Source organism: Neptunomonas marina, from assembly GCF_004005935.1.
Taxonomy (GTDB): Bacteria; Pseudomonadota; Gammaproteobacteria; order Pseudomonadales; family Balneatricaceae; genus Neptunomonas; species Neptunomonas marina.
Genome location: NZ_SACQ01000005.1, coordinates 63,440 through 86,673, shown reverse-complemented (window position 1 = coordinate 86,673; position 23,234 = coordinate 63,440). Strand labels below are relative to the sequence as shown.

General features: G+C 49.4%; 22 protein-coding genes, 1 tRNA gene and 1 pseudogene. 6 read left to right on the top strand and 18 right to left on the bottom strand.

What is annotated here, in order from left to right; translation table 11 throughout:
* Positions 1 to 17: 17 nt before the first annotated feature.
* Together EOE65_RS11410 and EOE65_RS11405 are read right to left on the bottom strand one after the other, a co-directional pair.
* A complete protein-coding gene (locus EOE65_RS11410) occupies positions 18 to 386 on the bottom strand; it encodes a flagellar protein FlaG (protein WP_127694448.1) in 369 nt (122 codons plus the stop codon).
* A 77-nt stretch (positions 387 to 463) separates the two neighbouring features.
* Positions 464 to 2,503: a flagellin N-terminal helical domain-containing protein gene (locus EOE65_RS11405; RefSeq protein ID WP_127694447.1), complete on the bottom strand. Its 2,040-nt coding sequence runs from the start codon at positions 2,501 to 2,503 to the stop codon at positions 464 to 466.
* Between the two features lie 218 nt (positions 2,504 to 2,721).
* Here EOE65_RS11405 and EOE65_RS11400 point away from each other — a divergent pair, with 218 nt between their 5' ends.
* On the top strand, positions 2,722 to 3,027 hold the full coding sequence (locus tag EOE65_RS11400; RefSeq protein ID WP_127694446.1) for a flagellar protein FliT: 306 nt from the start codon (positions 2,722 to 2,724) through the stop codon (positions 3,025 to 3,027).
* Positions 3,028 to 3,051: 24 nt separating this feature from the next.
* On the opposite strand, the gene flgL is transcribed toward EOE65_RS11400, so the two are convergent.
* From flgL to EOE65_RS11335, 13 genes are all read right to left on the bottom strand, one after another.
* A complete protein-coding gene (gene flgL, locus EOE65_RS11395) occupies positions 3,052 to 4,347 on the bottom strand; it encodes a flagellar hook-associated protein FlgL (RefSeq protein ID WP_164847093.1) in 1,296 nt (431 codons plus the stop codon).
* Between the two features lie 12 nt (positions 4,348 to 4,359).
* Positions 4,360 to 7,119, bottom strand: coding sequence for a flagellar hook-associated protein FlgK (gene flgK / locus EOE65_RS11390; protein ID WP_127694444.1), 2,760 nt, complete (start codon positions 7,117 to 7,119; stop codon positions 4,360 to 4,362).
* A gap of 72 nt (positions 7,120 to 7,191) precedes the next feature.
* The gene (flgJ, locus tag EOE65_RS11385; protein ID WP_127694443.1) at positions 7,192 to 8,235 is read right to left on the bottom strand and encodes a flagellar assembly peptidoglycan hydrolase FlgJ; all 1,044 of its coding nucleotides are present in this window, start codon (positions 8,233 to 8,235) and stop codon (positions 7,192 to 7,194) included.
* 2 nt (positions 8,236 to 8,237) lie between these two features.
* Positions 8,238 to 9,323, bottom strand: coding sequence for a flagellar basal body P-ring protein FlgI (locus tag EOE65_RS11380; protein WP_127694442.1), 1,086 nt, complete (start codon positions 9,321 to 9,323; stop codon positions 8,238 to 8,240).
* Between the two features lie 10 nt (positions 9,324 to 9,333).
* Complete coding sequence (gene flgH / locus EOE65_RS11375) at positions 9,334 to 10,008, bottom strand: flagellar basal body L-ring protein FlgH (RefSeq protein WP_127694441.1); 675 nt, start codon at positions 10,006 to 10,008, stop codon at positions 9,334 to 9,336.
* A 16-nt stretch (positions 10,009 to 10,024) separates the two neighbouring features.
* The gene (flgG, locus tag EOE65_RS11370; RefSeq protein WP_127694440.1) at positions 10,025 to 10,810 is read right to left on the bottom strand and encodes a flagellar basal-body rod protein FlgG; all 786 of its coding nucleotides are present in this window, start codon (positions 10,808 to 10,810) and stop codon (positions 10,025 to 10,027) included.
* Positions 10,811 to 10,829: 19 nt separating this feature from the next.
* Entirely contained in the window at positions 10,830 to 11,573 is a 744-nt protein-coding gene (gene flgF, locus EOE65_RS11365; protein ID WP_127694439.1) for a flagellar basal-body rod protein FlgF, read from the bottom strand.
* A gap of 114 nt (positions 11,574 to 11,687) precedes the next feature.
* The gene (locus EOE65_RS11360) at positions 11,688 to 13,772 is read right to left on the bottom strand and encodes a flagellar hook-basal body complex protein (RefSeq protein ID WP_127694438.1); all 2,085 of its coding nucleotides are present in this window, start codon (positions 13,770 to 13,772) and stop codon (positions 11,688 to 11,690) included.
* 15 nt (positions 13,773 to 13,787) lie between these two features.
* The gene (locus EOE65_RS11355; protein ID WP_127694437.1) at positions 13,788 to 14,471 is read right to left on the bottom strand and encodes a flagellar hook assembly protein FlgD; all 684 of its coding nucleotides are present in this window, start codon (positions 14,469 to 14,471) and stop codon (positions 13,788 to 13,790) included.
* A 21-nt stretch (positions 14,472 to 14,492) separates the two neighbouring features.
* Positions 14,493 to 14,927, bottom strand: a complete 435-nt coding sequence (gene flgC, locus EOE65_RS11350; RefSeq protein WP_127694436.1) for a flagellar basal body rod protein FlgC — start codon at positions 14,925 to 14,927, stop codon at positions 14,493 to 14,495.
* Positions 14,928 to 14,929: 2 nt separating this feature from the next.
* Positions 14,930 to 15,334 carry a flagellar basal body rod protein FlgB gene (gene flgB, locus EOE65_RS11345; RefSeq protein ID WP_127694435.1) on the bottom strand — a complete coding sequence of 135 codons (405 nt, stop codon included), beginning with the start codon at positions 15,332 to 15,334 and terminating at the stop codon, positions 14,930 to 14,932.
* A gap of 175 nt (positions 15,335 to 15,509) precedes the next feature.
* Positions 15,510 to 16,358 carry a CheR family methyltransferase gene (locus EOE65_RS11340; RefSeq protein WP_127694434.1) on the bottom strand — a complete coding sequence of 283 codons (849 nt, stop codon included), beginning with the start codon at positions 16,356 to 16,358 and terminating at the stop codon, positions 15,510 to 15,512.
* A 13-nt stretch (positions 16,359 to 16,371) separates the two neighbouring features.
* The gene (locus EOE65_RS11335) at positions 16,372 to 17,310 is read right to left on the bottom strand and encodes a chemotaxis protein CheV (protein WP_127694433.1); all 939 of its coding nucleotides are present in this window, start codon (positions 17,308 to 17,310) and stop codon (positions 16,372 to 16,374) included.
* A 75-nt stretch (positions 17,311 to 17,385) separates the two neighbouring features.
* Between EOE65_RS11335 and flgA the strand changes: the two genes are divergently transcribed.
* The 5 genes and pseudogenes from flgA (at position 17,386) to EOE65_RS11310 (ending at position 20,848) form a co-directional block, all read left to right on the top strand.
* Complete coding sequence (gene flgA / locus EOE65_RS11330) at positions 17,386 to 18,090, top strand: flagellar basal body P-ring formation chaperone FlgA (protein WP_127694432.1); 705 nt, start codon at positions 17,386 to 17,388, stop codon at positions 18,088 to 18,090.
* 127 nt (positions 18,091 to 18,217) lie between these two features.
* Positions 18,218 to 18,535, top strand: a complete 318-nt coding sequence (gene flgM / locus EOE65_RS11325) for a flagellar biosynthesis anti-sigma factor FlgM (protein WP_127694431.1) — start codon at positions 18,218 to 18,220, stop codon at positions 18,533 to 18,535.
* Positions 18,536 to 18,537: 2 nt separating this feature from the next.
* Positions 18,538 to 19,032 carry a flagella synthesis protein FlgN gene (locus EOE65_RS11320; RefSeq protein WP_127694430.1) on the top strand — a complete coding sequence of 165 codons (495 nt, stop codon included), beginning with the start codon at positions 18,538 to 18,540 and terminating at the stop codon, positions 19,030 to 19,032.
* 63 nt (positions 19,033 to 19,095) lie between these two features.
* A tRNA-Arg gene (locus EOE65_RS11315) sits at positions 19,096 to 19,172 on the top strand.
* A 704-nt stretch (positions 19,173 to 19,876) separates the two neighbouring features.
* Positions 19,877 to 20,848, top strand: a pseudogene (locus EOE65_RS11310) (IS5 family transposase).
* A gap of 407 nt (positions 20,849 to 21,255) precedes the next feature.
* On the opposite strand, the gene EOE65_RS11305 reads toward EOE65_RS11310, so the two are convergent.
* Genes EOE65_RS11305 through EOE65_RS11295 form a run of 3 tightly spaced genes read right to left on the bottom strand, consistent with a single transcriptional unit; the run spans position 21,256 to position 23,227 of the window.
* The gene (locus tag EOE65_RS11305) at positions 21,256 to 21,957 is read right to left on the bottom strand and encodes a hypothetical protein (protein WP_127694429.1); all 702 of its coding nucleotides are present in this window, start codon (positions 21,955 to 21,957) and stop codon (positions 21,256 to 21,258) included.
* Positions 21,935 to 22,471 carry a hypothetical protein gene (locus EOE65_RS11300; protein WP_127694428.1) on the bottom strand — a complete coding sequence of 179 codons (537 nt, stop codon included), beginning with the start codon at positions 22,469 to 22,471 and terminating at the stop codon, positions 21,935 to 21,937. The genes EOE65_RS11305 and EOE65_RS11300 overlap by 23 nt, the downstream gene beginning before the upstream one ends.
* Positions 22,472 to 23,227: a TIGR04255 family protein gene (locus EOE65_RS11295; protein ID WP_127694427.1), complete on the bottom strand. Its 756-nt coding sequence runs from the start codon at positions 23,225 to 23,227 to the stop codon at positions 22,472 to 22,474.
* Between the last annotated feature and the right edge of the window lie 7 nt (positions 23,228 to 23,234).

Sequence of the window (23,234 nt, the reverse complement as noted above, 5' to 3'; positions counted from 1 at the left end):
TAAGAAGCTAAAACGTACTAGGCTTTATCGTTAAAGATTAGCCCAAGCATCCCTTCAATGTGCTTCGCAAGCTTCAGCGTTTCCTCAGAAGGGAACTGGCGGATGACCTCTTCCGTTTGGGTATCCATCACCTTAACAATAAGGTTATCAGTATCCTTATCCACAGAGAAATTCAAGTTACGCTGCTGCCCTTGCATGAAATCATTCAGCTTATCGACCACATCTTGAACCTCTTCAGCTGTTAGCTTTTGAGCTTCCTGGGCCTCTGCCGCTTGCGATTGCTTTTCTGCTATCGCGGCTTGCTGGTTCTGATTAACCTGCTGGGTATTGGCCGGTTGGGTAGTAGTCGACACCATACTTGTGGCGTTCATTGATTCGACTGACATTGTTTACCTCCTTAACCAAAAATCCCCCACCGAAGGTGGTGAGGGATTTACAACTGGCTGTTTAATCCAGAGAAATATTACTGAAGTAGTGACAGTACCTGCTGAGGCGCCGCATTTGCTTGCGCCAACATCGAAGTACCTGCCTGTTGTAGAACCTGCGCACGACTTAGGTTAGCAGATTCTGCTGCGAAGTCTGCATCTTCGATACGTGAACGTGCAGCTGATACGTTTTCAGCAACGTTAGACAGGTTACTGATTGTGAAGTCCAGACGGTTGTTAACCGCACCCAGATCACCACGTGTTTCGTTAATAGTTTCTAGTGCGTTATCGATGATGCCGATCGCTTTTTGCGCACCCGCAGCTGTCGAGATATCGATGCTATTTACTGCTGCGCCGAACTTACCACCCGATGTTGTGTTTGCATCCAGAAGACCTGTTGCATTCGCACCATCAGTTGTGACATCAACACTAATTGGGGCACCGCTGTCTGATGTCAGCTTCACACCACCGTCTGTATCTTGGACATCAGTACCCGCTGCAAGACCTGCACCGAGAACACCGGCCAGTTCAGCACCGTTATCGCCAGCACCTGATGCGTCACCGAATGTGATAGAAGCAACATCACCTTCCAAGCGCAAGAGGTCACCCTCAAGAACAGCTGTAACACCTGTCTCATCGGACTTCGCGTTAATTTGTGCCACTGTAGTCGAGATCTTAGCATCAGCACCCGCAGCGATAGTCACACCGTTAAGAGTGAATGCCGCAGCAGTACCCGCACCAGTTGAGTTTGTCGCAGTGTCAATCTCTACCGATGTGAAAGCGTTTGCAGTAACACCTGTTTGGTCACTGACCTTGTTGATTGCAGCGATGTTGTCAGAAAGTTTCGCACTTTCAGCGGCGCCAACGTCAACACCGTTGATGCTCAGATCACCCACTGCCAAAGCTGTTGAACCATCCCAAGCACCACCTTCGATCACACCACCCACGTTGTTCTCGCGGAAACCGAGCGACTTAAGGTCAGCCGTTGTACCAGTACTACCACGCTCGATAATAATGTCGCTGCCATCTTCTGATGCAAGTGAGATAGATGCAGTGTTAACCACACCATCAGCGCCTGCGCCCAAGCCTAATACGTCATCACCAGTATTTGCAGCAGCACCCGCACCTGTCAGCTCTAGGCTAGTTACGTTTTCTGCGCTAACAACGAGCTTACCGCCATCATCTAGCGATGCAGAGATCAAGCCACCACCCTCAGTGTTCAGCTTATCTACGACCTCTTCCATGCTCTCTGTACCAGTGATGCTGAAAGATAGCGTTTCGCCATCTAGCTTAACCACGTCAACAGTCAGCTTATCTGTGCCTTCAACTAGGACACCTGTACCTGCTTTATCTGCTTCAACTTCGCTGTATGTAGAGGCAGTAACACCACGTACGTTCGTGTTGATCTTCTCAACCAGCTCACCCAGAGAATCTGTACCGCCAGTCCAAGTCTCACCAATCGCCAGTACAGACTGACCATTGATCGTTACAGAGTTGTTTGTCAGCGCAGTTGTATCAGCCGCTAGTGTGTTCTCCGCACCTAATACGTCACCACTAGTAGAACCTAGACCCAGTGTTTTAGAGTCCATCGCCTGAATTTCCAAACCGATAGTTTGGTTCGCCTCAGAACCTACTTGCAGATCAACCTTACCCAACGAACCATCAAGGATATTCTGGCCGTTAAACGCTGTTGTTTCAGAGATACGGTCCAGCTCAGCAACCAGCTGTTTAACCTCTGCGTTCAACGTAGAACGGTTACCGCTATCGTAAGTACCGTTGGCAGACTGAATAGACAGTTCACGCATACGTTGCAGAATGTTAGTCGACTCGTCCAGCGCACCTTCAGCTGTTTGAATCAAAGAGATACCGTCGTTCGCGTTACGCATCGCTTGGTTAAGACCATTAACCTGAGATGTCATACGGTTGGCGATCGAAAGGCCCGCAGCATCGTCTGCAGCAGAGTTGATTCGCTTACCACTGGAAAGACGTTCCATCGCAGTGTTCAGCTCGTTAGAAGACGCCTGCAAGTTACGCTGTGCGTTAAGCGACATGATGTTTGAATTGATTACCATTGCCATGAGATTCTCTCCTCATATCAACCAGGTGCGACTGGCTGTTTTATGTTCACTTCCGGTTTTGTCTCTAATTGCTACCGGTTATGATTTGTTTATCGACCAAATTTTCAGATGCTTTAATTTTATTTTTCTCTGGCAGATTACTGCCTCGGTACTTAAAGTTATCGACTATTGCAATAGTTCCTTTAGCAAATATCTGACTTTTACGAGAGGTGGTCCAAGTGCATGATTTAGTTAAAGAAGCGCTGGCTCTAAGCCAAAAGATTCGCGCAGCTGTAGAAGAAAAAACATGGGATGAGGTAGAAGAGATGCTTGCTCAACGAGAGGCTATCTTAGCTCAAGCAGCCACAGCAACACCTCCCTCTTCAGAACAGGAAAGTTTGGCCGTTGATAAAGCGTTGAATGACATTCGCCAACTAGACAGCGAGAACGTAGAGTTCATCCGTGCGCGCCAAGAGGAGTTACGTAAAGAGCAACAAGCAGCGAATAAGGGAAAGCAGATGGCCAAAGCTTACCAGCAACTTTAACGCTGGTAAGCCAAAGCGCTGTTGTTAATTGATGTAGTTAAACAAAGAGAGCGACGCAACCCGGCCAAATGTCGCTTGCGACGCTTGCAGCGTTGCTTCCGCAAAACGAAACTCAGTGATCGCCTCGGCCATATCAGTATCCACAAGACGCGAAATAGCGGTTTTGGTGAAAAGCTCAAAATCGATATTGGACTCGGCAATCTTCTCCAGCGTACTTAAACGAGAACCCAGGGTCGTACGGGCTTCGTTGTTACGATCTTGCGCTTGTTGCACACCATTCAATGCCGTTGCTACCGCTTCAGACAGCTCTGCTTTGCTTTCAGGGCCATCAACAGGCTGCTCCAGCACTTTGGCCAGATCAACAGCAACATCGAGAATATTTTGGCGCTCGCGCTCGATATTTAGAGTGATCTCATTCCCGTTCACGCCATTGCTCGGCTCATGCAGTTCGAACGTTAAGCCAAACATGTTCACCGCCAGCGGCGTGGTACTAAGGTCACCTGCTGGAATATTTTGCAGTGGAGTACCATCGGTATCCGCTACCGGATTACCTGCGGCATCCAAAACACTGTATTCAAAGACGTTGGGCTGCGGCTCATCCACACGAATCGTGATATCCCCAACGCCCTCTGCGGCTTGTAGGAACTGCTCTTCAAGCGCCGCACTGCTGAAGCTCGCTTCGCGGATAAACGGCTGGGTGTTGGTGGCATTCGCTTCAGCAATCGCAACCCCAGTCATATTTATTTCAAGCGGGCCCTCGACTGCTTCAAACAGGTATTGCCCCGAATCATTCGATGCGATGTAAAGGTCACCTCCTACTTGAATCGAGCGCTGCCCGTCATCACCGCGATAGGCAAAACGGTTGTTCGCTAACTCCTCATAAGGTTTTGTACTGCCTTTACTACCGGCAAAGATATATTCACCTTCCGAGTCTTGCGTGTTCATAAGCCCCGCAACATAGTCGGTCAGCTCGTATAGCTCGTTGGCAATCCCTTTACGGTCTTGATCCGTTAGTGTCGCTTCGTTACCGGCTTTTAGTGCCAACTCATTGATGCGGTCCATCGCGATATTAATATCGTCAAGAAGTGAATCTTCGAGCTGTAGACGGCGTTTAGTGACATTGATGTTGTCGTCAAACTTTTCATACTGAGCTAATTCGCGCTCGAGCTTCACCACTTGCGCTGCCGCAACAGGATCATCAGAGGGTGTTATCAAGCGCTTACCCGTGTTGATCTCATTTTGCTTGTCAGCCAGCGTTGCTTGGGTTCGCTGCATCTGATCAATGGTTTGCAGATATTGCTGCTGTGTTGAAATTCGCATCATCTACTCCCGTTATATGCTGCTTAGCAAAGTATCGAATACCGTTTGCGACGTGCTGATCAACTGTGCCGAAGCTTGATATGCCATCTGATACTGCACCAGTTTAGCCGCTTCTTCGTCTAAGTTAACGCCGGAAACACCCGCTTTCGCGCTGGTAGTTGAATCAAGGACCGACTTATTCGCCTCTACGGTTATGTTATTGGTCGCTGTGCGCGTCCCCACCCGCTCAACTAAGCTGCCGTACAGATCTTGATAAGAACCATCGTTGAAGACATCGGCGTTTTGCAAGTCAGATAGCTCAATCGCATTGCGGTTGTCGGAAACACCGTCTTTGTTAAACGTGAACGAGAAACGATCACCCGCCTCTGGTTCATTCGAGATCGTCACCGAGTAACCATCCAACGCGATTTCACCACCGGGCACATAAGCGCGGTTAGACTGCACAACACCGTCGATGCTCAGCAAAGTTGGATTGTCTGGGTTACTCATATCATAAAGATTGTAGGTCGTCGGCTGACCACCATTGAAAACAATACCCACCGGCGGCGTCAGCGTTGCAGGCTGTGCGAAAGCAAGCGCATCAGGGTTAGTGACCTTCGCCGTTGCTACCCCCGTGCCTTGGTTAGTATTGTCCGCTGTAATGCGAATAGGTGAGGCCAACGCCAGCTGTTTACCATCTTGGATCTCTAGTCCTAAATCCTCGGCACCCGTGCGCACCGGTTGAATCAGGTAACGATCTCCACGCACCAACTGCTGGGTGGTATCGATGACAACTTTAAACCCATCCACCGCAAACGCGAGCGTGCCGCGATCTGGGTCGAGGTAGTACTCACCTTGATCAAGCGCGGCAATATTAGAGGTCGTATCACTCGCAAGCGAGGCAACATTATTGCTGCCATCCACCAACACAGCAGGGCTGGTGCCACCAATAAGCGCACCGCCAGGTGAGCTAATAGAGAAGCTATCAACGCTGCTGTCGGCTTCCGCTTGCGCATTCGTTAAATAACCAACAACCGTACCGGTATCACTACCAGCTAGATCCGCCTGCACATTCACTGGGCCACCAGCAACCAAACTACCATTCGCTGCATAGTTCTGAATGCCGATGATATCGGCGTTCGCGCCGCCACTGGCATCAACGGTAATGTTTCCGCCGGTCCGGTCCAGCAGTTTAACGCCGCCGTCTGCTTCACTTAATTGTAAGTTGCTAAAGTCGGTGCCGTTGGCGCTTGTCTCAGCAGCCAGCGCAGCATTAATTGCCGTCGCTACATTGTCATTGCTGGTGGCGCCGGTGGGTAAGTTCACTGTAATTGTTTGCGTGGTGCCGGTTGCATCATTGATCTTAAGATCAAAGCTCAAGCCATCACCACCAGCCTCAGTAACACCGCTGATATTGATAGCAGTCTCGGCAGTGACACCGGATAGGCCAGGCTGGCTGTTCATAAAATCAGCCATGCCTTGTGCAGAGTTAACCACCGTTGCTCCACCGGCAACACCATTTACGACCGGCGTTAAGGGTGCCGAGGGCACAGTGGAGCCATCGCCATCCACGACCGGCGCTGTATTGCCGCCCCAGTTCAATAGATTGGCATCTATGGTGCGATCAGCCCCAACATCCTGAAGCTGATTAATTGTGAACTGTTTACCATCACTGTTACGGATCAGCGTGATCTGGCGGTCGTTTTCATAGATCAGTTCATAATCGGACGCCTCTAACTGACCTACATCTTGAATCTCAACCCGCATTTGGGAGATAACGCTTTGGTTATTCGCATCAGCATGAATACGCCCCCGCTGAACGCTATCGGCGTTGATATCAGTGAAGAAGTTCTTCCCGAAATCGTTGTTTAGGTCGATGCCGTTTTTGTGGGCCTCATTCATGCTAGCAGCAACACCGATGGCAATACGGCCCAGCTCATCCCGCGCATCGTTCAGCGCTTCTTCGCGATACTGCAATAGGCCACCGATCTGCCCACCGCTCAGCTCTTCAGTTACATCAACCGCGTTACCTGCAACCACAAGCTGAAGGTCACTCTGGCGGTAGTCTGGGTTACCCTGCACTGCCACCAATTTATTGGCTGTTTGACCGGTAATGAGGGGCTGGCCGTTGCCGACAAAGATGTTGAACTCTTCGCCCTGCTCCACCACCTTCACACCAATCAGGTTCGATAGATTGTTTACCAGCTCTTCACGCTGATCGCGCAGCTCATTCGCTGGATCATTGCTCGCGTTGGCGATACGAATCGCATCGTTTAGATCAGCGATGCCCCGTGAGATGGTATTCACTTGATGAGACAGGTCTTCAACACGCGCATTGATCGTATCGCTCTGCTGCTCAATATGGCGATCAAGATCGTTGAAGCGCTTAACCAACGCATCGGATTCCGCGATCAGCAACTCACGGTTTGGGATCGATACAGGATCATCAACCACATTCTGCATCGCTTTAAAGTAGTTATCTAAACCATCAGAGACACTGGTAACCTGCGTGGCCAGCAAGTTGTCCAAATCAGAAGAGAGGCCAGCATAGGTCAACGTATGCTGGTACGCCGATAGATCTCCCCACATCTGCTCCGTCAAAAAGCGATCGGTAATGCGGCTGACACTATCAACTTTGGCACCGGTGCGATCCGGCAACGATGTGATATCAGTTGTCTGGCGGCTGTAACCCGGCGTATTAACATTCGAGATATTCTGCCCGATGGTCGCCAGTGCCGACTGATTTGTCCGCAACGCTTGGTTACCGATATTTAGCAGATTAAAGCTGGACATATTTACTCTCCTGGCGCTGCTTAGCAGTACTTAGCAACACCTCTATTGCATCTCTTTTATAGCGGCGAAGGCCTAGCCTTCTTTAGCATCGTTGTCGGCTAACGCTTGCAAACGGCCCTCATAGATTGAGGTGATTTTCTCAGCATATGCGGGATCTGTTGCGTAGCCAGCCGCTTGCAGCTGCTGCAGATACGCTTTCGGATCGGCAACCACCTCAAGTGCTTGCTGATAACGAGGGTTACTCTGTAAAAAATCAACGTAATCACGAAAGCTTGCTTCGTAGGACACGTAAGAGCGAAAGAACGCTTGCTCTTTCTGCGCCACACCATCGCGGTACTCCAGCGTGAGTTTGCGCATATTTTCACCACCCCAGCGGCTATCCGCCTTGATGTTGAAAAGATTGAAGCTACTCTGCTCACCCTCTTGGATAATATGTTTACCCCAACCCGTTTCCAGAGCGGCCTGCGCAACCAACACTTTGGGATCGACACCCAACTCACCCGCTACTTTTTCCGCAATAGGAAGCAGTGCATCCACAAACGCTTGTGGTGAGTCAAATTGCGTAGGCTGTGGCGCATCGACAAAGGAGTCTTTAAGCCGCGCCATGGTTTGCTCTAAGGTCTCGCCATCGGTAGGTGCTTGCGCCGCATTCGCGATCACTTGATGTGCCTTGAGCTGCTCAAACACGTTATTCACTGCCGCGCTGCTGCCTTTGTTGAAAGCACGATTGAGCAGCGCTTCAGCTTCGCTCAAGGACTCGCTCGGCTTCGCATCACTTTCCACACGAATATCAAACTGTTTACCCAGTTGCTTAACTAACAAATCGGCCAGCCCAATCCCCTGCCCTTGCGCCAGATTCGTGGTCATTTGGCTGTCCAGCATGTTTTGATAGAAGCTCACCTCGCTGCTGTTAAAGGGCGAATCTTCATCGATAAACGTGGCGTTAGCTTCGCGCATACTTTTCATGAGCATATCCATGAACATCTGCTCAAACTGCTGCGCAACTTGCTTCAGTGCTTCGGGGCTGTCGGTTTTCGCCTCACGCTTAATTTTGTTAAGCGCGTTGAGGTCGGTATAAACCTGTGGATGCTGTTCAGTTATGCTCTTGATTGCCATCGCTAGATCACTATCAGTTCTGCTTTCAGTGCACCGGCTTGCTTCAGCGCCTCAAGGATCGCCATTAGATCACCCGGAGCTGCACCGACTTGGTTAACTGCTTCAACGATGTCGCGCAGGGAAGCCCCCGGCGAGAACTCAAACATGTGGCCAGAGTCTTCATCCACTTGAATGCCCGTGCGCGGCGTAATCACTGTTTCGCCCTCAGTCAAACCGTTCGGCTGGTTAACCTCTAGCTCTTCGGTAATCGCAACCGTTAGGCCACCATGCGTCACCGCAACGGGAGACACGCGCACATCTTGCCCAATAACAATTGTTCCTGTGCGTGAGTTGATAATCACTTTGGCCGTCTCTTTGGCTGGCGTAACCTCTAGGTTTTCCAGCACCGAGATAAAAGAGACACGCTGCCCCGCATCACGAGGTGCGCGCACCCGAATGGAGGTCGCATCGATCGTTTTCGCGGTGTTAGCGCCTAATAGGTTATTGATCTCTTCCGCAACGCGGCGTGATGTTGTGAAGTCGGGGTGGTTTAGGTTCAGCACTAAGCTATCGCCTTGGCTAAACGCGTTGGGCACGGTGCGTTCGACCGTCGCGCCGTTGGGGATCCGCCCAACACTCGGCACGTTGACCGATAGCCGCGAGCCATCTCGTCCCTCGGCACCAAAGCCTGATACCACCAGGTTACCTTGAGCGAGCGCATAAACGTTTCCATCAGCCCCTTTCAGCGGCGACATCAGCAAGCTCCCCCCTCGCAGGCTCTTGGCATCGCCAATGGCAGAAACCGTGATATCAATGGTTTGGCCTGGCTTCGAAAATGGCGGTAGATCAGCGTGAATCGCCACTGCCGCAATATTCTTCGACGATGGACTCACATTCGCCGGAATCGCCACCCCAAAGTTGTTGAGCATGTTACGGAATGTTTGCGATGTGAACGAGGTCTTATCCCCCGTACCATCCAAACCGACCACCAAACCGTAGCCCACCAACTGGTTCGAACGCACACCAGCAACAGAGCTGATATCTTTGATACGCTCTGCATGAGCAATGCTCGCTAGAAAACAGGTGATCAGAACAAAAAGATAGCGCATTTTAAGCCCCTCAGAGTGGCCACAGTGGGCTAACAAAGAAACGCGACAACCAACCCATCACATTGGTATCGTGTACGCCGCCGGTACCGCTATAGCCGATACGCGCGTCAGCAAGTTTCGTCGATGAGATGGTGTTATCTGCGGCGATATCCTGCGGGCGAACCAAGCCGCTGATCTGGATATACTCGTCACCTTGGTTAAGCGTCAGCCACTTCTCACCGCGCACTAGCATGACACCATTAGGCCTCACGTCATGGACAGTCACAGTGATGTTCCCCGTTAGGCTGTTGCTCATATCCGACTTGCCCTCACCCTCAAAGGTGTTAGTAGAAGCACCACTGCTGGCACTAATAGGAGCACCAAATACATCCAGACGATTACCAAACAACGTTGGCTGCGGCAGCGATAGTTCGCTCTCTTTATCCGTTGACGTTTTAGCTGACTTGGACGATTGCGTACGCTCGCTCAGCACCACGGTGATGATGTCACCGATCCGATTAGCGCGTCCATCGCTGTAAAGGTCACGGCTCGTTGCGGCGTTAAAAATAGCCCCGTTGATTGGGCGAGGCTGTTGTAGCTGTTGAGGCGCAACCGGCGCATAGTAGGGGTTACCCGGTTGCTTAGGTTTGTTCACGCAGCCAACCAGCAAGGCCGCAAACACACAAAGAGCCAGTAAACGCTTCATCTCAACACCTCAGCTATTAAAGTTGTTGGGTCACAAACGACAGCATTTCGTCTGCGGTCGAGATCACTTTGGAGTTCATTTCATAAGCGCGCTGGGTGGTGATCATATTGACCAACTCCTCAACCGCGTTGACGTTAGACGCCTCTAACATCCCCTGATTGGTAGTACCGACACCTGCATCACCAGGGTTAGACAACTGAGGCGCACCACTGGCTACAGTTTCACTAAACAGGTTTTGACCCAGCGCCTGCAGACCCGCTGGATTAACGAAATCAGCCAACTGCAACTGGCCCAGCTGTACCGGGTTGGGGTCGCCAGCCACAACCGCCGTCACAATGCCGTCAACCCCCACTGTAAAGGTTTGCACCTCGGCGGGTAAGACAATCGCAGGCTCCACCAAGTAACCCTCGCTCGTCACCAGCTCGTTATTCTGGTTGATCTGGAACTGACCGTTACGGGTGTAACCTAGATCACCGTTGGGTAACGTAACTTGAAAGAAACCGCGGCCATTGATGGCGATATCAAACGGCTGCTCTGTGACTTCAATGTTTCCCTCTTGAAACATCTTCTGCGTACCCACAACCCGCACACCTGTGCCCAATTGCAAACCAGATGGCAGTTGGGTTTCAGCAGCGCTCTCAGCGCCCGGTTGGCGCTGGATTTGATAGAGCAAATCTTCAAAAACCGCACGGTCTTTCTTGAAGCCCGTGGTGCTCGCATTAGCAAGGTTGTTGGAAATAACTTTAAGCGAGGTGTCTTGAGCAGATAGACCTGTTTTCGCAACAAAGAGTGCACCGTGCATCGTATTAATCTCCTGACACTTAGCTTAGCTGTAGAATTTTTGTAGCCGCTTCAGAATTCTCTTCAGCCGCTTTCATCATTTTCAAGTTAACTTCAAACTGGCGCGACAAGCTGATCATGCTCGTCAGCTCATGGACTGCATTGACATTACTGCCTTCCAAAAAGCCAGATTTTAAGCGCTGGTTGAGATCCGGCCCTATCTCGGCGTTACCGTCGATATGCATAAGGCCATCGGTTCCTTTGAAGATGCTCTGGTCGCCCAGATTGACTAGCTTGATCTGATCAACCACCGCAACCTCAGCGGCTGTTTCACCCAGCGGGCGAATACTAATCCAACCATCCACGCCAATATCGATCTTCTCGGCAGGCGGAATAACAATCGGCGTGCCGCCGTTGCCCATGACCGGCAAACCGCTGCCAGTTATTAGCTGGTTAGCGGCATTGATCTGCAGCTCGCCTGAACGCGTGTAAGCCTCGTTGCCGTCTGGGCCGATAACAGCAATCCAGCCATCTCCAAGGATAGCGATATCTAGATCACGGCCGGTTTCGATGAGCTGACCATCGCTAATATCGGTTGCAGGACGCTCGCTCATGGCATAAACCCGGCTCGGCATCCCCTCGCCAAACACTTGCATAGCGCGGGCTTGGGACAAATCGTGCTTAAAGCCGGTGGTGTTGGCGTTGGCTAAGTTGTTGGCATGAGCCTGCTGCCCGCGCATGTTTTCGCGCGCGCCGCTCATAGCAAGGTAAACAACTTTATCCATAGAAACTCTCTCTTCTGATTGCGCCGGTCTGGGCTACGTTAAGTAGAGATAAGCAATTGATATGCCAAAAAGAAAAGGGCTGCCGAAGCAGCCCTTAAAGAGAGGAAAAAACGTTTAAATCTGCAGAATCGACTGCGTTACAGTGTTCAACGTTTCCAGTGTCTTAGAGTTCGCCTGGAAGTTACGCTGCGCTTCGATCAGTTTTACCAGCTCTGCAGATAGATCCACGTTAGACTGCTCCAGCGATGCCGAACGTAACAGCCCGTTCAAGCCAGCACCCGGAGGGTTGAGGATCGCAGAGCCCGAATCCAATGTTGCCGTCCACTCGGTGTCACCACTAGGCTGTAAACCTGATTGGTTCTCGAAGGTCGCCACGGCCACAATACCGATATTGAGCTGCTCACCATTACTAAACGATGCAATCATCTCACCCGTGGAACCGAATGAAACACCGATCAGGTCGCCCTTAGCGTAACCATCTTGATCTGATGCTTTGATAATCGACTCGGATGCGAACTGAGTAGAACCGCCAATATTCAACGCAATGTTGTTGTTTTTGTTGGCGGGGTCTGCGCCTTTAATAATGATCTCAGGCGTTGTTGCTCCTGTACGGATCTCTTCACCGTTGATCTCGGTTAGCAAACCGTTTTCCGGGTTGAACTTAACCAGAATCGGGCCCGGTTCTGTATCGGTACCCGTACCCGCATCATTCAACTTACCGATATCGAGTGCTTCCTCGCCATTGAGGTAGGCATACATTAGATAAACGCCGTTGTAGGAGTTGTCACCATCGATCTCGTAGTTGGCATCAACCTTACCCGTCGCCACCTCAGAGCCAATAAAGACTTGGTTAGCACTACCGATCAACGCGGCATCATCGATCACCTGCGCCGAACGCGCGCCAAGGTTGGCAGGGTTTACATCCGGTTTAAACTCAATACGCAGAGACCCGTTGGCCCCCTGATCAGGATCCCAGCTGACGGATAAGATATCCGGGTTTGCCTCAAGGATATCGGACTCACGATCACGAATAGCCAAGGCAACCTGCTCGGATGTCATACCGTTGTCACCTGTCGAGATTGCGATCTCAACACCGGCTACCTCAAGATCGAGCTGCTCATTGGCCGCAAATGTGCCCGTTTGGAACTCGAAGAAGTGTTTCTCATTGCTCGAAACAAAGCCCGACGCATCGGTTGTAGTTGGCGTCAATGCGACACGGTCAGGCGCCGAGTTATCCGTCACAAGCAGATCGCCAAATTCGCGCGAATCAGATAGCTTCAAAATACGTAACGTACCGTTACCCGCATCATCCACGCGGTACTCAACAGACTTAATGCGTGGGTCAGCTTCTTGAAGATCAGCGAGTGTTTGCCCACCCAGCTCAAACACTTTCAAATCTTGGCCATTATCCACAGCTTTAGCCGTTGCCGTTTTCAGAACGAAGTCACCGTTTGCTGACTCATCATAAAGCGGCAAGAGCATCCCGTCTGTATCTGCAGCAGTACCGATGCCGGAGATATACACTCGATCACCCGGTGTCGTTTGGTAATTGCTGTACTCGTTCTCTGGGCGCTGCTCAGCAAAGTTGTACTTAATAGTGTGCTCATTACCAAGGCTGTCGAACGTACGCACTGTGGTACTGTAGGTAAAAGAGCCCGCTTTATCTTTGTCGTAGTTAGGCAGCAGCGTATTGGCATCTTCACGCGAGTCAATGTTGAAGGAGAGATCCATTGTTTCCGTGGTTTTCGGTGGAAATTCCTTCTCAGTTACCGCTAAGTTACCAATCGGCAGACGGTTACCTCTGTCGTCCAAACCGTAACCTTGCAGGAACTTACCGTTCTTGGAAACGATAAAACCATCTTTGTTCAGCTCAAACGCACCGGCGCGTGTGTACGTCGTACCGCCTTGACCATCATTCAGTTGGAAAAAGCCGGAGCCGTTGATCGCCAAGTCGAGGTTGTTATTCGTGAACTCCAACGTACCCGCACTGAAGTCCTGCGCGATATCAGATACCGTTACACCTGAACCCGGCGTGTTACTACTACCCGCACCAACCACTGATGCTGTATAGATATCGCCAAACTCAGTACGCGATGTTTTGTAACCAATAGTACTGGAGTTGGCAATGTTGTTACCCGTTACATCAAGCATGGTGGAAGATGCTTTCAACCCAGTCACTGCAGTATTAAACCCTGCCATATTATGATCCTCTTCTTATCCTATCTGCTTGATGTCATTGATACTGGCTGAGCCCGCATCGGTGTTTACGCGCATACCCACACCATTCTGGCCAAGGGTCACGCTATTCACTGTATGTGCAATAAAAGTATCGACCGGTTCATAATTTCCACCGGCCTCTTCTGCCGCTTCGATCACCACGCGGTAGCTGCCTTTAGGTAGATCTTCGCTCGCCTTCCAAACGAACTCATGATCCCCCGCTCGACGAGAGCCCATTGACCAACTATCGACCACATTGCCACTCAGGTCCGTGATACTAACGCGCATATCATCTACCGTTTTCTCGATTGAGCCGACTCCGCGAATCTCATCGCTCTCACCGATAGATGCCACTTGCGTGTTGATATATGCCTTTTGCCCCACCATCGATGAAGCCTGCAGTGCTGCTTGGCTTGTCATCAATTGAGCGCTCATACTCTCGACGCTTTGCGTTAGCTTGTTGATACTTTCAACCTGACTCATGCTCGAAATCTGTTGCATGAAATCATTGGTATCTGCCGGGCTCGTCGGATCCTGATTTTGAAGCTGAGCGATCATCAGCTTCATAAACATATCGCTATCGCTCTCCGACTGCGTTTTTTGCGTACTCGCATTTTGGTTAGCTTGGTTTATCTGCTCATAAACCGACGGCGAGCCGTTAACGTTGTTAACATCAGCCATAGGACTACCTCAACACCCTAATTACTGACCCAGCGTAAGGGCACGCTGGACCATCTGTTTAGCGGAGTTCATTACCTCAGCATTGATCTGGAACGAACGAGATGCCGTGATCATATCTGCCATCTCCTCAACCACATTGACGTTTGGGTAATGCACATAGCCACCCTCGTCAGCCAATGGGTGGTTCGGGTTGTACTCTTTACGTAACGGCGCATCACTCTCAACGATGCCAGCCACCTGCACGCCCTGCCCGGGTAGCAAGCCTGCGTCGACATCCGTCATCTGTTCCAGTGTGGGTGCTTTCAGCTCAAACACCGGCTTGCGCGCGCGATATGTCTCATCAACGCTGGAGCTGACACTTTCAGCGTTAGCTAAGTTACTTGCGGTCGTGTTCAAACGTACAGTTTGCGCACTCATCGCTGAACCGGCTATTTGAAAGACATTCGTTAAAGACATGTTTACTCACCCTTCAAGGCTTTTGATAAGCCTTTAAATTTGCGGTTCAAAAAATCAAAAGACGCTTGATAGTCCAGTGCGTTCTCGGTGTATCGTGCCATCTCTTCCTGCACTTCCACAGTATTGTCGTCTACCGATGGCTGCATAGGAGTGCGGTACATTAAGTCAGCCGCAAAATCTGGGTTGATAACGTCTGCATAGTGCGAATCGTGAGTCATGGACATTTTTAGCGGTGTTTGAGTAAGCGGCTGAGTGCCTGCAAGGATCTCTTTAAAATCCATATCACGCGCTTTGTAGTTTGGTGTATCAGCATTCGCGATATTATTAGCAAGCACTTCTGCACGCTTCTCACGCACAGCAACCGCTTGCTGATGAATCCCTAATGCTTTATCAAATGAAATTGCCATAACACACCTCTATCAATCTGCTCTACTTCAAGCAAAAGACGTGCCATAGAAAAACAAAAAGGTATGGTACCGATTTAAGGGGGGTTACAGAGCGACTAAAGGCAGGGGAGTTACACTCGGCAATAAAAAAGCGGCATACCATTGCCGCTTCTTTGCCGCTGTTGTCTCGGTATGGCTAGATAGCCTGATAGATTATGCCAGGCCGGCAATGAATCATTTTGTAGCAATCAGATAGACCGGGCAGCGACTCTGATGCCCCTAAAATCAAGTAGCCTCCCGTATTGAGCTGGCGGCGCATCTTGCGCAAGATCTCAGTTTTGACGTCAGCGGAAAAATAGATCAGTACGTTTCGGCAAAAGATGATGTCAAACTGCCCCATCGCCGAATATTGTCCAAGCAGGTTAATGCTTTGAAAGCGCACTCGGGATTTGAGGGCTGGGCTAATCGTCCAAGACCCGTCGGCGTTTTCGGAAAAATGCTTCATCAAACGGTCTTTATCCAACCCCCGCCCAAGCGCCAACATTTCGTAGCGCCCAGATCGTGCTTGCTGTAACGCACTGGAGGAGATATCTGTTGCGATAATTTCCTCGCCCAACCCAAACGCGCCAAGGTTAGCTTTCTTGAACTCGTCAATCACCATACTCAACGAGTATGGCTCTTGTCCGGTAGAACAGGCCGCAGACCAGATACGAATCTTCTTCTTTTTCTGCTCTGTGTGTAGCTCCGGCAGTAAACGATTTTTGAGAATGTCATAAGGATGAATGTCCCGAAACCAAAGCGTTTCGTTCGTTGTCATCGCATCAATGACTTTCTCTTTTAGTTGGTTAGCCCCTGGGCGCTGAAGTGCGCTAACAAGCGCCTTCAGATCGCTGAAGGTGTTTTCGCTCATGATCTTGCTTAGACGGCTTTGCACTAGGTATTGCTTGTGCTCAGCCAGAACAATTCCGCAGCTACGCTCTAAAAACTCACTAAAGACACGGAATTCTTCAGGGGTAATGCGAAACTGTTTTAAGCCATCCGTCATAGAGTCTCCCAAGTTATCGGCCTTCTATCTTTTTGATGCGCTCGATCACAACGCCGGCCAAGTCATCAGGGTTGAACTTGGCTAAGAACCCGTCCGCACCGACTTTTTTAACCATAGATACGTTAAAGCCACCACTCAACGAAGAGTGCAGCACAATATGCATACGCTCCATACGAGGGTCTTCACGAATCATCGCAGCTAAGGTGTAACCGTCCATTTCTGGCATCTCGATATCGGAGATCACCATCAAGAACAGCTCGGTAACATCGTTACCTTTTTCAGCAAGCTGCACTAACAGATCCCAAGCAATTCGACCGTTATTACACGTTGTTACCTTACAACCAAGGTCTTCCAAACTGCGCTGCATCTGGTTGCGCGCCACACTAGAGTCATCAACACAAAGTACATGATGCTCTCGTGCTTTGCTACGCACTTCAGACGTCGCTACATCATCGCTTACTTTGGTCGCCATTGGGTAAAGGTCGGCCAAGATTTGCTCTACATCGAGAATTTCAATCAACTTACCTTCGTGCTCAAAAACGGCAGTCAGGTAGTTTTCAACACCGATCTCAGCAGGCGGAGCCATAATCTGATCCCAGTGGGTATTAAGAATTCGATCAACCTTGCGCACCAAAAACGCAAGCGTTCGCTTGTTGTACTCGGCAACGATAAGAAAACAGACTTGCTGCTGCTCTTTTGGTATCGCGTTTCGGCCAATAGCTTCGGAGAGATCCAATACGGGGATTGTCTCGCCCCGAATGTGGGCCATCCCTTTAATGGCAGTTGTTTGGCGCGGCACTTCTGTCAACTCGGGACATTGCAGCACCTCACGGACTTTAAATACATTGATGCCGTAGGTTTGATCTGTTTCAAGATTAAACAACAACAGCTCTAAACGGTTTTGACCTACCATCTGTGTGCGTAGGTTTACAGTATCTAGAATACCTGACATGATCAGCACCAAGTCCAATGTCACTTATTGAGTGGCTCAACGCTATCCTCTTACCCTGCTCATACAGGTGATACCGTGAGTTCTTTTAAAGCTATGCGCTTTGTCGGCATAACTTCACTTCTGTTTAGCTTTTTTACCTGTGCGGTGCCTGCCCTCGCAGCGCCAATCGAAGAGCAAATTAAATCTCAAATCTATCAACACTTTGCCAGCAGATATCCGCATGCTGCTATTAATATAGTATTAAACTCGATAAATGATCAGCTTAAAGAAAAAAAATGCCGTGATTTATCGACAAGACCGCCAGCAAAGCTTCCACGAGGAGGCCGTTTAACGGTGAGAGTGCAATGCAGCATCCCCCAACGCTGGGTAGCGCATGTCACCGGCAAGGTAGAAGCTTTTAGCTCGGTTGCCACTGCACGCAACACACTCCCCAAAGGAAAACTCATCCAAGCAGCTGATCTAGCATTCCAACGCCATGATTTGACGCCCCTTAAGCCCGGGTACTTTTTCACGCCCGATACACTTATCGGTGCACAGGTCAGAAGAACAATTACCTCGCAAAGTGTGATCAACAGTAGCCATATCAAACTGCCCAACTTGGTCAACAAAGGCGATAGTGTCATCATCATTGCACAGAAAAATGGCATGAGCATCCGCACTCAAGGCACAGCGCTGGATGCAGGTTTAGCTGGGGATCAAATCCGTGTGGTTAACAACCGCTCGCAAAAGGTTATCAAGGCCTACATTAAAAAACGCGGCCAAGTTACTGTTTTTTATTAGCATAAATTAAGACGCCTGCTATACTTCGCAAATATTTTGCCTCAATTTATTTTTTTTAACTTTTTTCTAAAGTTTACGGTAAGCTAGCCGTTAATTCATATATGGAAAACATTTTGAGGTTAACGTCATGGTTATTGATCTGAACAGCTCTGCATCGCAAACAGCGATAAGTGCTCGTGATAAGGTCAGCACCCAAAAAGGTAACGGGGGAGCTGCCGCACGTACTGACGCTGCACCGGCAAAGTCTGCACCTCGCGACACAGTACAACTAAGTGACACAGCAAAAGCGTTAAAGTCCATTGATGCTAAGTTGTCTAACACGCCTGAAGTTAACAGCGAGAAAGTGGCGCGCATCAAGGCAGCAATAGAAGACGGTAGTTACAACGTTGACGCCCAGCGTGTTGCAGAAAAAATCCTGAGTTTCGAGTCTCAGCTATCTGAGTAATTATGCTTAGCGATAACCAAGCCTTATCAGATTTTAATGCCCTCACCCTAGAGGGCATTTCCGTTTTAGACACTCTCATAACGCTGCTCGACCGCGAGCTAGAAGCTCTGCAAAATCGAGATTTAGATGCTATCAACGCCATCAATCAAGACAAGCAGCACGCTCTACTAGCCTTTGATAAGAACAACCACGATCGCAACCAATTACTAGAATCACGCGATCTTCCGATAGATAAGCAGGGCATACAAGCGCTTCAGAAGAGCGCGACGGATAGCTTATTAGCAAAAGAATTTAGTAATAACTGGCAGCAAATCGAGCAAACGTTAGAGCGCGCAATGAGTGCAAATAAGCGCAATGAAATTGTCTTAGCTCGTAGCAAGCAAAACGTTGAAAAGCTGATCAGCTTACTACGCGGCCAGAATCCTAAAAACACCCTTTATGATGCAAAAGGCGGAAAAGGCGATTACTCCAGCCAATCCCGCATCGGAAAAGCGTGACCACTTGCCTTCCGCCACAAAAATCTTAAAATATTGATTCATAACGCTTTCACACCCAAAACGGTCCCAGTAGCTCAGGTGGATAGAGCGGTCCCCTCCTAAGGGACAGGCCAGGGGTTCGAATCCTCTCTGGGACGCCACCTCTCTCCACGCAACCTCCTGTTTATCAAGAGGTTTTTTGCTTTCCACCCAAAATCTCTACTCTGTCTAACCTCCCTTTTTTACGCATAAAACGTTATAGTTTTACGCATAATCTACGCATAATTCCCAAAGGTTGACTAATGCCTAGAAAATTCACAGACAATTGGGTAGGTTCAGTAAAGCTGACAACTGAGCAACGAAACGGCAGGGGATACAAGGAGTATTACGACTCAGACTGCAAAGGACTTTCTCTTCGAGTTGGTAAGCTGGGCAATACATACTATGTCGAAAGTAGGTCAGCTCGTGTGAAGCGCACTCGTCTAGGGACGACAGATGACCTAACGCTTGATTGTGCTCGCGCTACTGCTCGTGAAATGATGGGCCTGCATAACGCTGAGATTCAATCATACAGCAGCCTTACCGTTCGCGAGTACATCGAGAAAATCTATAAAGTTGAAAAGCCCTACTGCCAATGCCCACACAAAATGCACGGTGTTGACGACCTTATCCTCGATAAGCGAATGATCCACCTCCGAAAGGGGGACGTTGAGTCATGGGTACAGCGACGAATTAGAGATAAAAACAGTAGCGGCAACTATATAAAGCCCTCTACCGCTCGCCGTGAATACAATAGCCTTAGGGAAGGTGTGATCAAGTCCGCCACATGGGATAATCTGACTGCACATGATCGAGGACGCATAAGATGGATAAGCAACTTACATTCGCGGACAGCGAGTTCAGCAACAAGCGCCGTCAGACCCGTAAGGAGAAGTTCCTGGGCCGAATGGACAAGCTGATTCCATGGGCGCGTCTCGAAGCTGTTATCGAGCCCCACTATCCCAAGGCTGGAAATGGCCGTCGGCCTTACCCGTTGTCCACCATGTTGCGCATTCACTGCATGCAGCAGTGGTATAACCTCAGTGATCCAGCCATGGAAGATGCGCTGTACGAGATTGCCTCAATGCGGCTTTTTGCAGGCTTGTCACTGGATAAAGCCATTCCCGATCACACCACCATTCTGAAGTTTCGGCACTTGCTCGAACGCCACGATCTGGCCCGACAGGTTTTTGAAGAGGTGAACCAATGGCTGTCTGAGGCCGGTGTCCTTCTGAAAGAGGGCTCACTGGTCGATGCCACCATCATCGAAGCCCCTAGCTCCACCAAGAACAAAACGGGCGAGCGTGATCCCGAGATGCACCAGACCAAAAAAGGCAATCAGTGGCACTTCGGGATGAAGGCTCACATCGGGGTTGATGCCCGCACCGGCATCACGCACAGTTTCACGACAACTGCGGCCAATGAGCACGATCTTAATCAGGTTGATCAACTGCTACACGGTGAAGAAGCATTCATCTTTGCTGATGCGGGTTACCGGGGTGGCTAAAAGCGAGACGAGCTGAAAGATGTCAGCGCGGACTGGTACATCGCCGAACAGCCAGGGAAGCTGAAGACACTCAAAAAACACCCTCGGATCAATAAGGTCAGAATCCGCACCGAGTATTTGAAGGCCAGCCTCCGCGCCAAGGTCGAGCATCCGTTCCGGATCATCAAATGCCAGTTTGGTTTTGTAAAAGCACGCTACCGTGGCCTTAAGAAAAATGACTGCAAGCTGGCCATGCTGTTCGCGCTGGCCAACGTTGTGAGGGTAGACCAGATGTTAAGAGCGCAGGGATAATCCGTCTGTACTGCCTGAAAAGGCGGTTGCAGTCGGTTAAAAAGGGGTAAATGTGCGCATTTTATGCCCCAGATACAGAGAAAAAGCCGTTTTGATGGCTCATCGGGGACTTGTTCATACGTTCCCTAGCCCTTACATAATTTAACTTACCTTCAATTTGCTTAACGCACGCAAACTTATCAAACACCAGTGTTTGATACTAAAATTCGGCGGCGTTACAACATTGGACAGAATGTAAGGCAGCGAGAAAAGCAGGGAATCCTTTCATGATTATCACCCAGCTGGAACGCTGGCCTAGAAAGACAATGATAATCTTAGACGTATGATTTGGCTCTAACGCTTAATGCCCGCCTCGAATCGAAAGCGGACAATTAACCATAAGCTCAATTGTAAGCTATTCAAATAGCTTAATTTTTCACGACTGGTGACGACTTTTTTTCCAGCTTGCTTATATGCGCACCAAGCTGCGTCATGATCTCAGCAGCCCCGTCATGAACGTCCTCAGGAGCATATCCCTTGTCACTCATCGGTAAAGCTGCTGCGGTAGCAACCTCCTCAGGCTTATACCTTGTAACCCCCTCTTGCTTTCTTTGGAGCTGATAGGCCATGTGATTTTTATCAACCCCTGCATTCTCCAATGCCTGCAAAATTTGGGTTTGCCAAGTTCTATCGGGAGTTATGTGGCTCCAATCATCTTCATTAATAATCGGGAAGCCATTACTCTCAAAGACACGCATAACGAAGGTGGCACATGTCAAACCTGCGTAAGCATGTTCTGCCTCATAAACACCAAGCGCAGAGAAGGACGTACCACGATTACAGATACTATAAGGGATACCATCTGGATTCATGCCCCCTATCATTTCACACATCGTAGCCATATGAGTCTGATTATCGGGATCTAGAGCTACATCCAGCCACAAGTATTTATTAGAAGGATCGCCGATTAACACATCGCGATGCCAAGGTTGATGCAGAAGCCTAAGCTGATCCCCGTCAACCTTGAAGTAAATTCCTACGTGCTGCTGTCGCAACCCATAAGACATTATCGCAATAGAAATCCCTTCATTCTCAGGCAGATCCGAATCAAATTGGGAGTGGATTTCCATTCTTATTAATGAGTCCTTTCAATAACACTTGTGGATCTTTTCCTCTATGCTGAATTTCTTTAGCGCAATTGCAAAACAGCACATCCCATTGGGACAGCTCTTCTGCCCAAGAATAGGTGAGCCTTAGCAATCCCACTAACAATACGTCGCTCAGATTTCCGACATCAACGTAGCGTAGGAATGTGTTGCAGGACTCGTACTTTTTATTCACCAGCATTTGATTGATGTGCTGATAATAAGGCAGTAGTGCTTTAACGTTATTTAGCTTGTCAGAGCTTGCGTAGAAGTCCACGATCCAAGGACTTTCCTTATACAACCGACTGTAAGCGCGTGTGTATTTCTTGCTAGGCAGGCTCGCCGAACAGCTTACGCTATGTAACGGAAAACGAGTTACTTTGTGTCCACTAGACATAGTCAAAGAATTACGACTCGCGAAGTGCTTTACTTCTGCTACCTTTTCAGTCGAATACTTGGTGCTAGTAGATGAATCATAATCAATAAGCAGTGCAACCATTTATCTGTATGCCTCCTCATCAATTATTGTTTCGAATGAATGACGTTGTAGTAAGTGCGCTTTACCAACCCAATTCATGATGGAGTCCACAGAGAGATCCTCCAGTTCGCTTGCGGCTTGCGATACAACGAGCGTTTCCGCTATAAATCCAGGCTTATTATCAATAATAGCATTTGAAACTTTTACAACGATCTCGCCTTTTGGTTCAGTTGTCGCACAGTTGAACTGGCAACGCATCGATGAAACTTCATTATCAACCGCATCATGAGCCAAAAACTTCGACGGCAACGCTGCAGAAATGTGCAAACGATCAGACACGAAGTCCTGCACAGACATACCATCAGCAGGAAAGAGAGCATCTTGATAGCGCAGAATAACTACTAGTGAATCTCTGTTTTTCAGAAGTTTATCAGGGCCTGATTTATCAAAAATCTCGAGCCCCTTGCGGATAGCTTGCTTAAAGTCATCCGAACTATAACCATCGTTTATCTGATTAACGGTAAAGATGCCCAACCCTGCTTGGTAGCAAGGCCATGTACCTTCACTGACTCTGTATCTATGTGTGACAGAATGGGGAAACGGTGGGCTACCTAGCTGCTCAGTAAAAACAATCCCTTCATCGTGTGCTAAAGCACTTAACTTACCCACGAAGAGCGACTGATCATCAGGTGAGTAGTCATAATCACCGTTAGGAGCTTGTCCCCACCTCAGTTCAAAAATCGCCTCAAGAAGAGGTGCATTCTCTACTGTACCCATTTAGCAC

Bases quoted from the DNA above. Each gene is read 5' to 3' on its own strand.
- EOE65_RS11410 (WP_127694448.1), bottom strand. From the start codon at position 386: ATGTCAGTCGAATCAATGAACGCCACAAGTATGGTGTCGACTACTACC.
- EOE65_RS11405 (WP_127694447.1), bottom strand. From the start codon at position 2,503: ATGGCAATGGTAATCAATTCAAACATCATGTCGCTTAACGCACAGCGT.
- flgL (WP_164847093.1), bottom strand. From the start codon at position 4,347: ATGCGAATTTCAACACAGCAGCAATATCTGCAAACCATTGATCAGATG.
- flgK (WP_127694444.1), bottom strand. From the start codon at position 7,119: ATGTCCAGCTTTAATCTGCTAAATATCGGTAACCAAGCGTTGCGGACA.
- flgJ (WP_127694443.1), bottom strand. From the start codon at position 8,235: ATGGCAATCAAGAGCATAACTGAACAGCATCCACAGGTTTATACCGAC.
- EOE65_RS11380 (WP_127694442.1), bottom strand. From the start codon at position 9,323: ATGCGCTATCTTTTTGTTCTGATCACCTGTTTTCTAGCGAGCATTGCT.
- flgH (WP_127694441.1), bottom strand. From the start codon at position 10,008: ATGAAGCGTTTACTGGCTCTTTGTGTGTTTGCGGCCTTGCTGGTTGGC.
- flgG (WP_127694440.1), bottom strand. From the start codon at position 10,810: ATGCACGGTGCACTCTTTGTTGCGAAAACAGGTCTATCTGCTCAAGAC.
- flgF (WP_127694439.1), bottom strand. From the start codon at position 11,573: ATGGATAAAGTTGTTTACCTTGCTATGAGCGGCGCGCGCGAAAACATG.
- EOE65_RS11360 (WP_127694438.1), bottom strand. From the start codon at position 13,772: ATGGCAGGGTTTAATACTGCAGTGACTGGGTTGAAAGCATCTTCCACC.
- EOE65_RS11355 (WP_127694437.1), bottom strand. From the start codon at position 14,471: ATGGCTGATGTTAACAACGTTAACGGCTCGCCGTCGGTTTATGAGCAG.
- flgC (WP_127694436.1), bottom strand. From the start codon at position 14,927: ATGTCTTTAACGAATGTCTTTCAAATAGCCGGTTCAGCGATGAGTGCG.
- flgB (WP_127694435.1), bottom strand. From the start codon at position 15,334: ATGGCAATTTCATTTGATAAAGCATTAGGGATTCATCAGCAAGCGGTT.
- EOE65_RS11340 (WP_127694434.1), bottom strand. From the start codon at position 16,358: ATGACGGATGGCTTAAAACAGTTTCGCATTACCCCTGAAGAATTCCGT.
- EOE65_RS11335 (WP_127694433.1), bottom strand. From the start codon at position 17,310: ATGTCAGGTATTCTAGATACTGTAAACCTACGCACACAGATGGTAGGT.
- flgM (WP_127694431.1), top strand. From the start codon at position 18,218: ATGGTTATTGATCTGAACAGCTCTGCATCGCAAACAGCGATAAGTGCT.
- EOE65_RS11320 (WP_127694430.1), top strand. From the start codon at position 18,538: ATGCTTAGCGATAACCAAGCCTTATCAGATTTTAATGCCCTCACCCTA.
- EOE65_RS11305 (WP_127694429.1), bottom strand. From the start codon at position 21,957: ATGGAAATCCACTCCCAATTTGATTCGGATCTGCCTGAGAATGAAGGG.
- EOE65_RS11300 (WP_127694428.1), bottom strand. From the start codon at position 22,471: ATGGTTGCACTGCTTATTGATTATGATTCATCTACTAGCACCAAGTAT.
- EOE65_RS11295 (WP_127694427.1), bottom strand. From the start codon at position 23,227: ATGGGTACAGTAGAGAATGCACCTCTTCTTGAGGCGATTTTTGAACTG.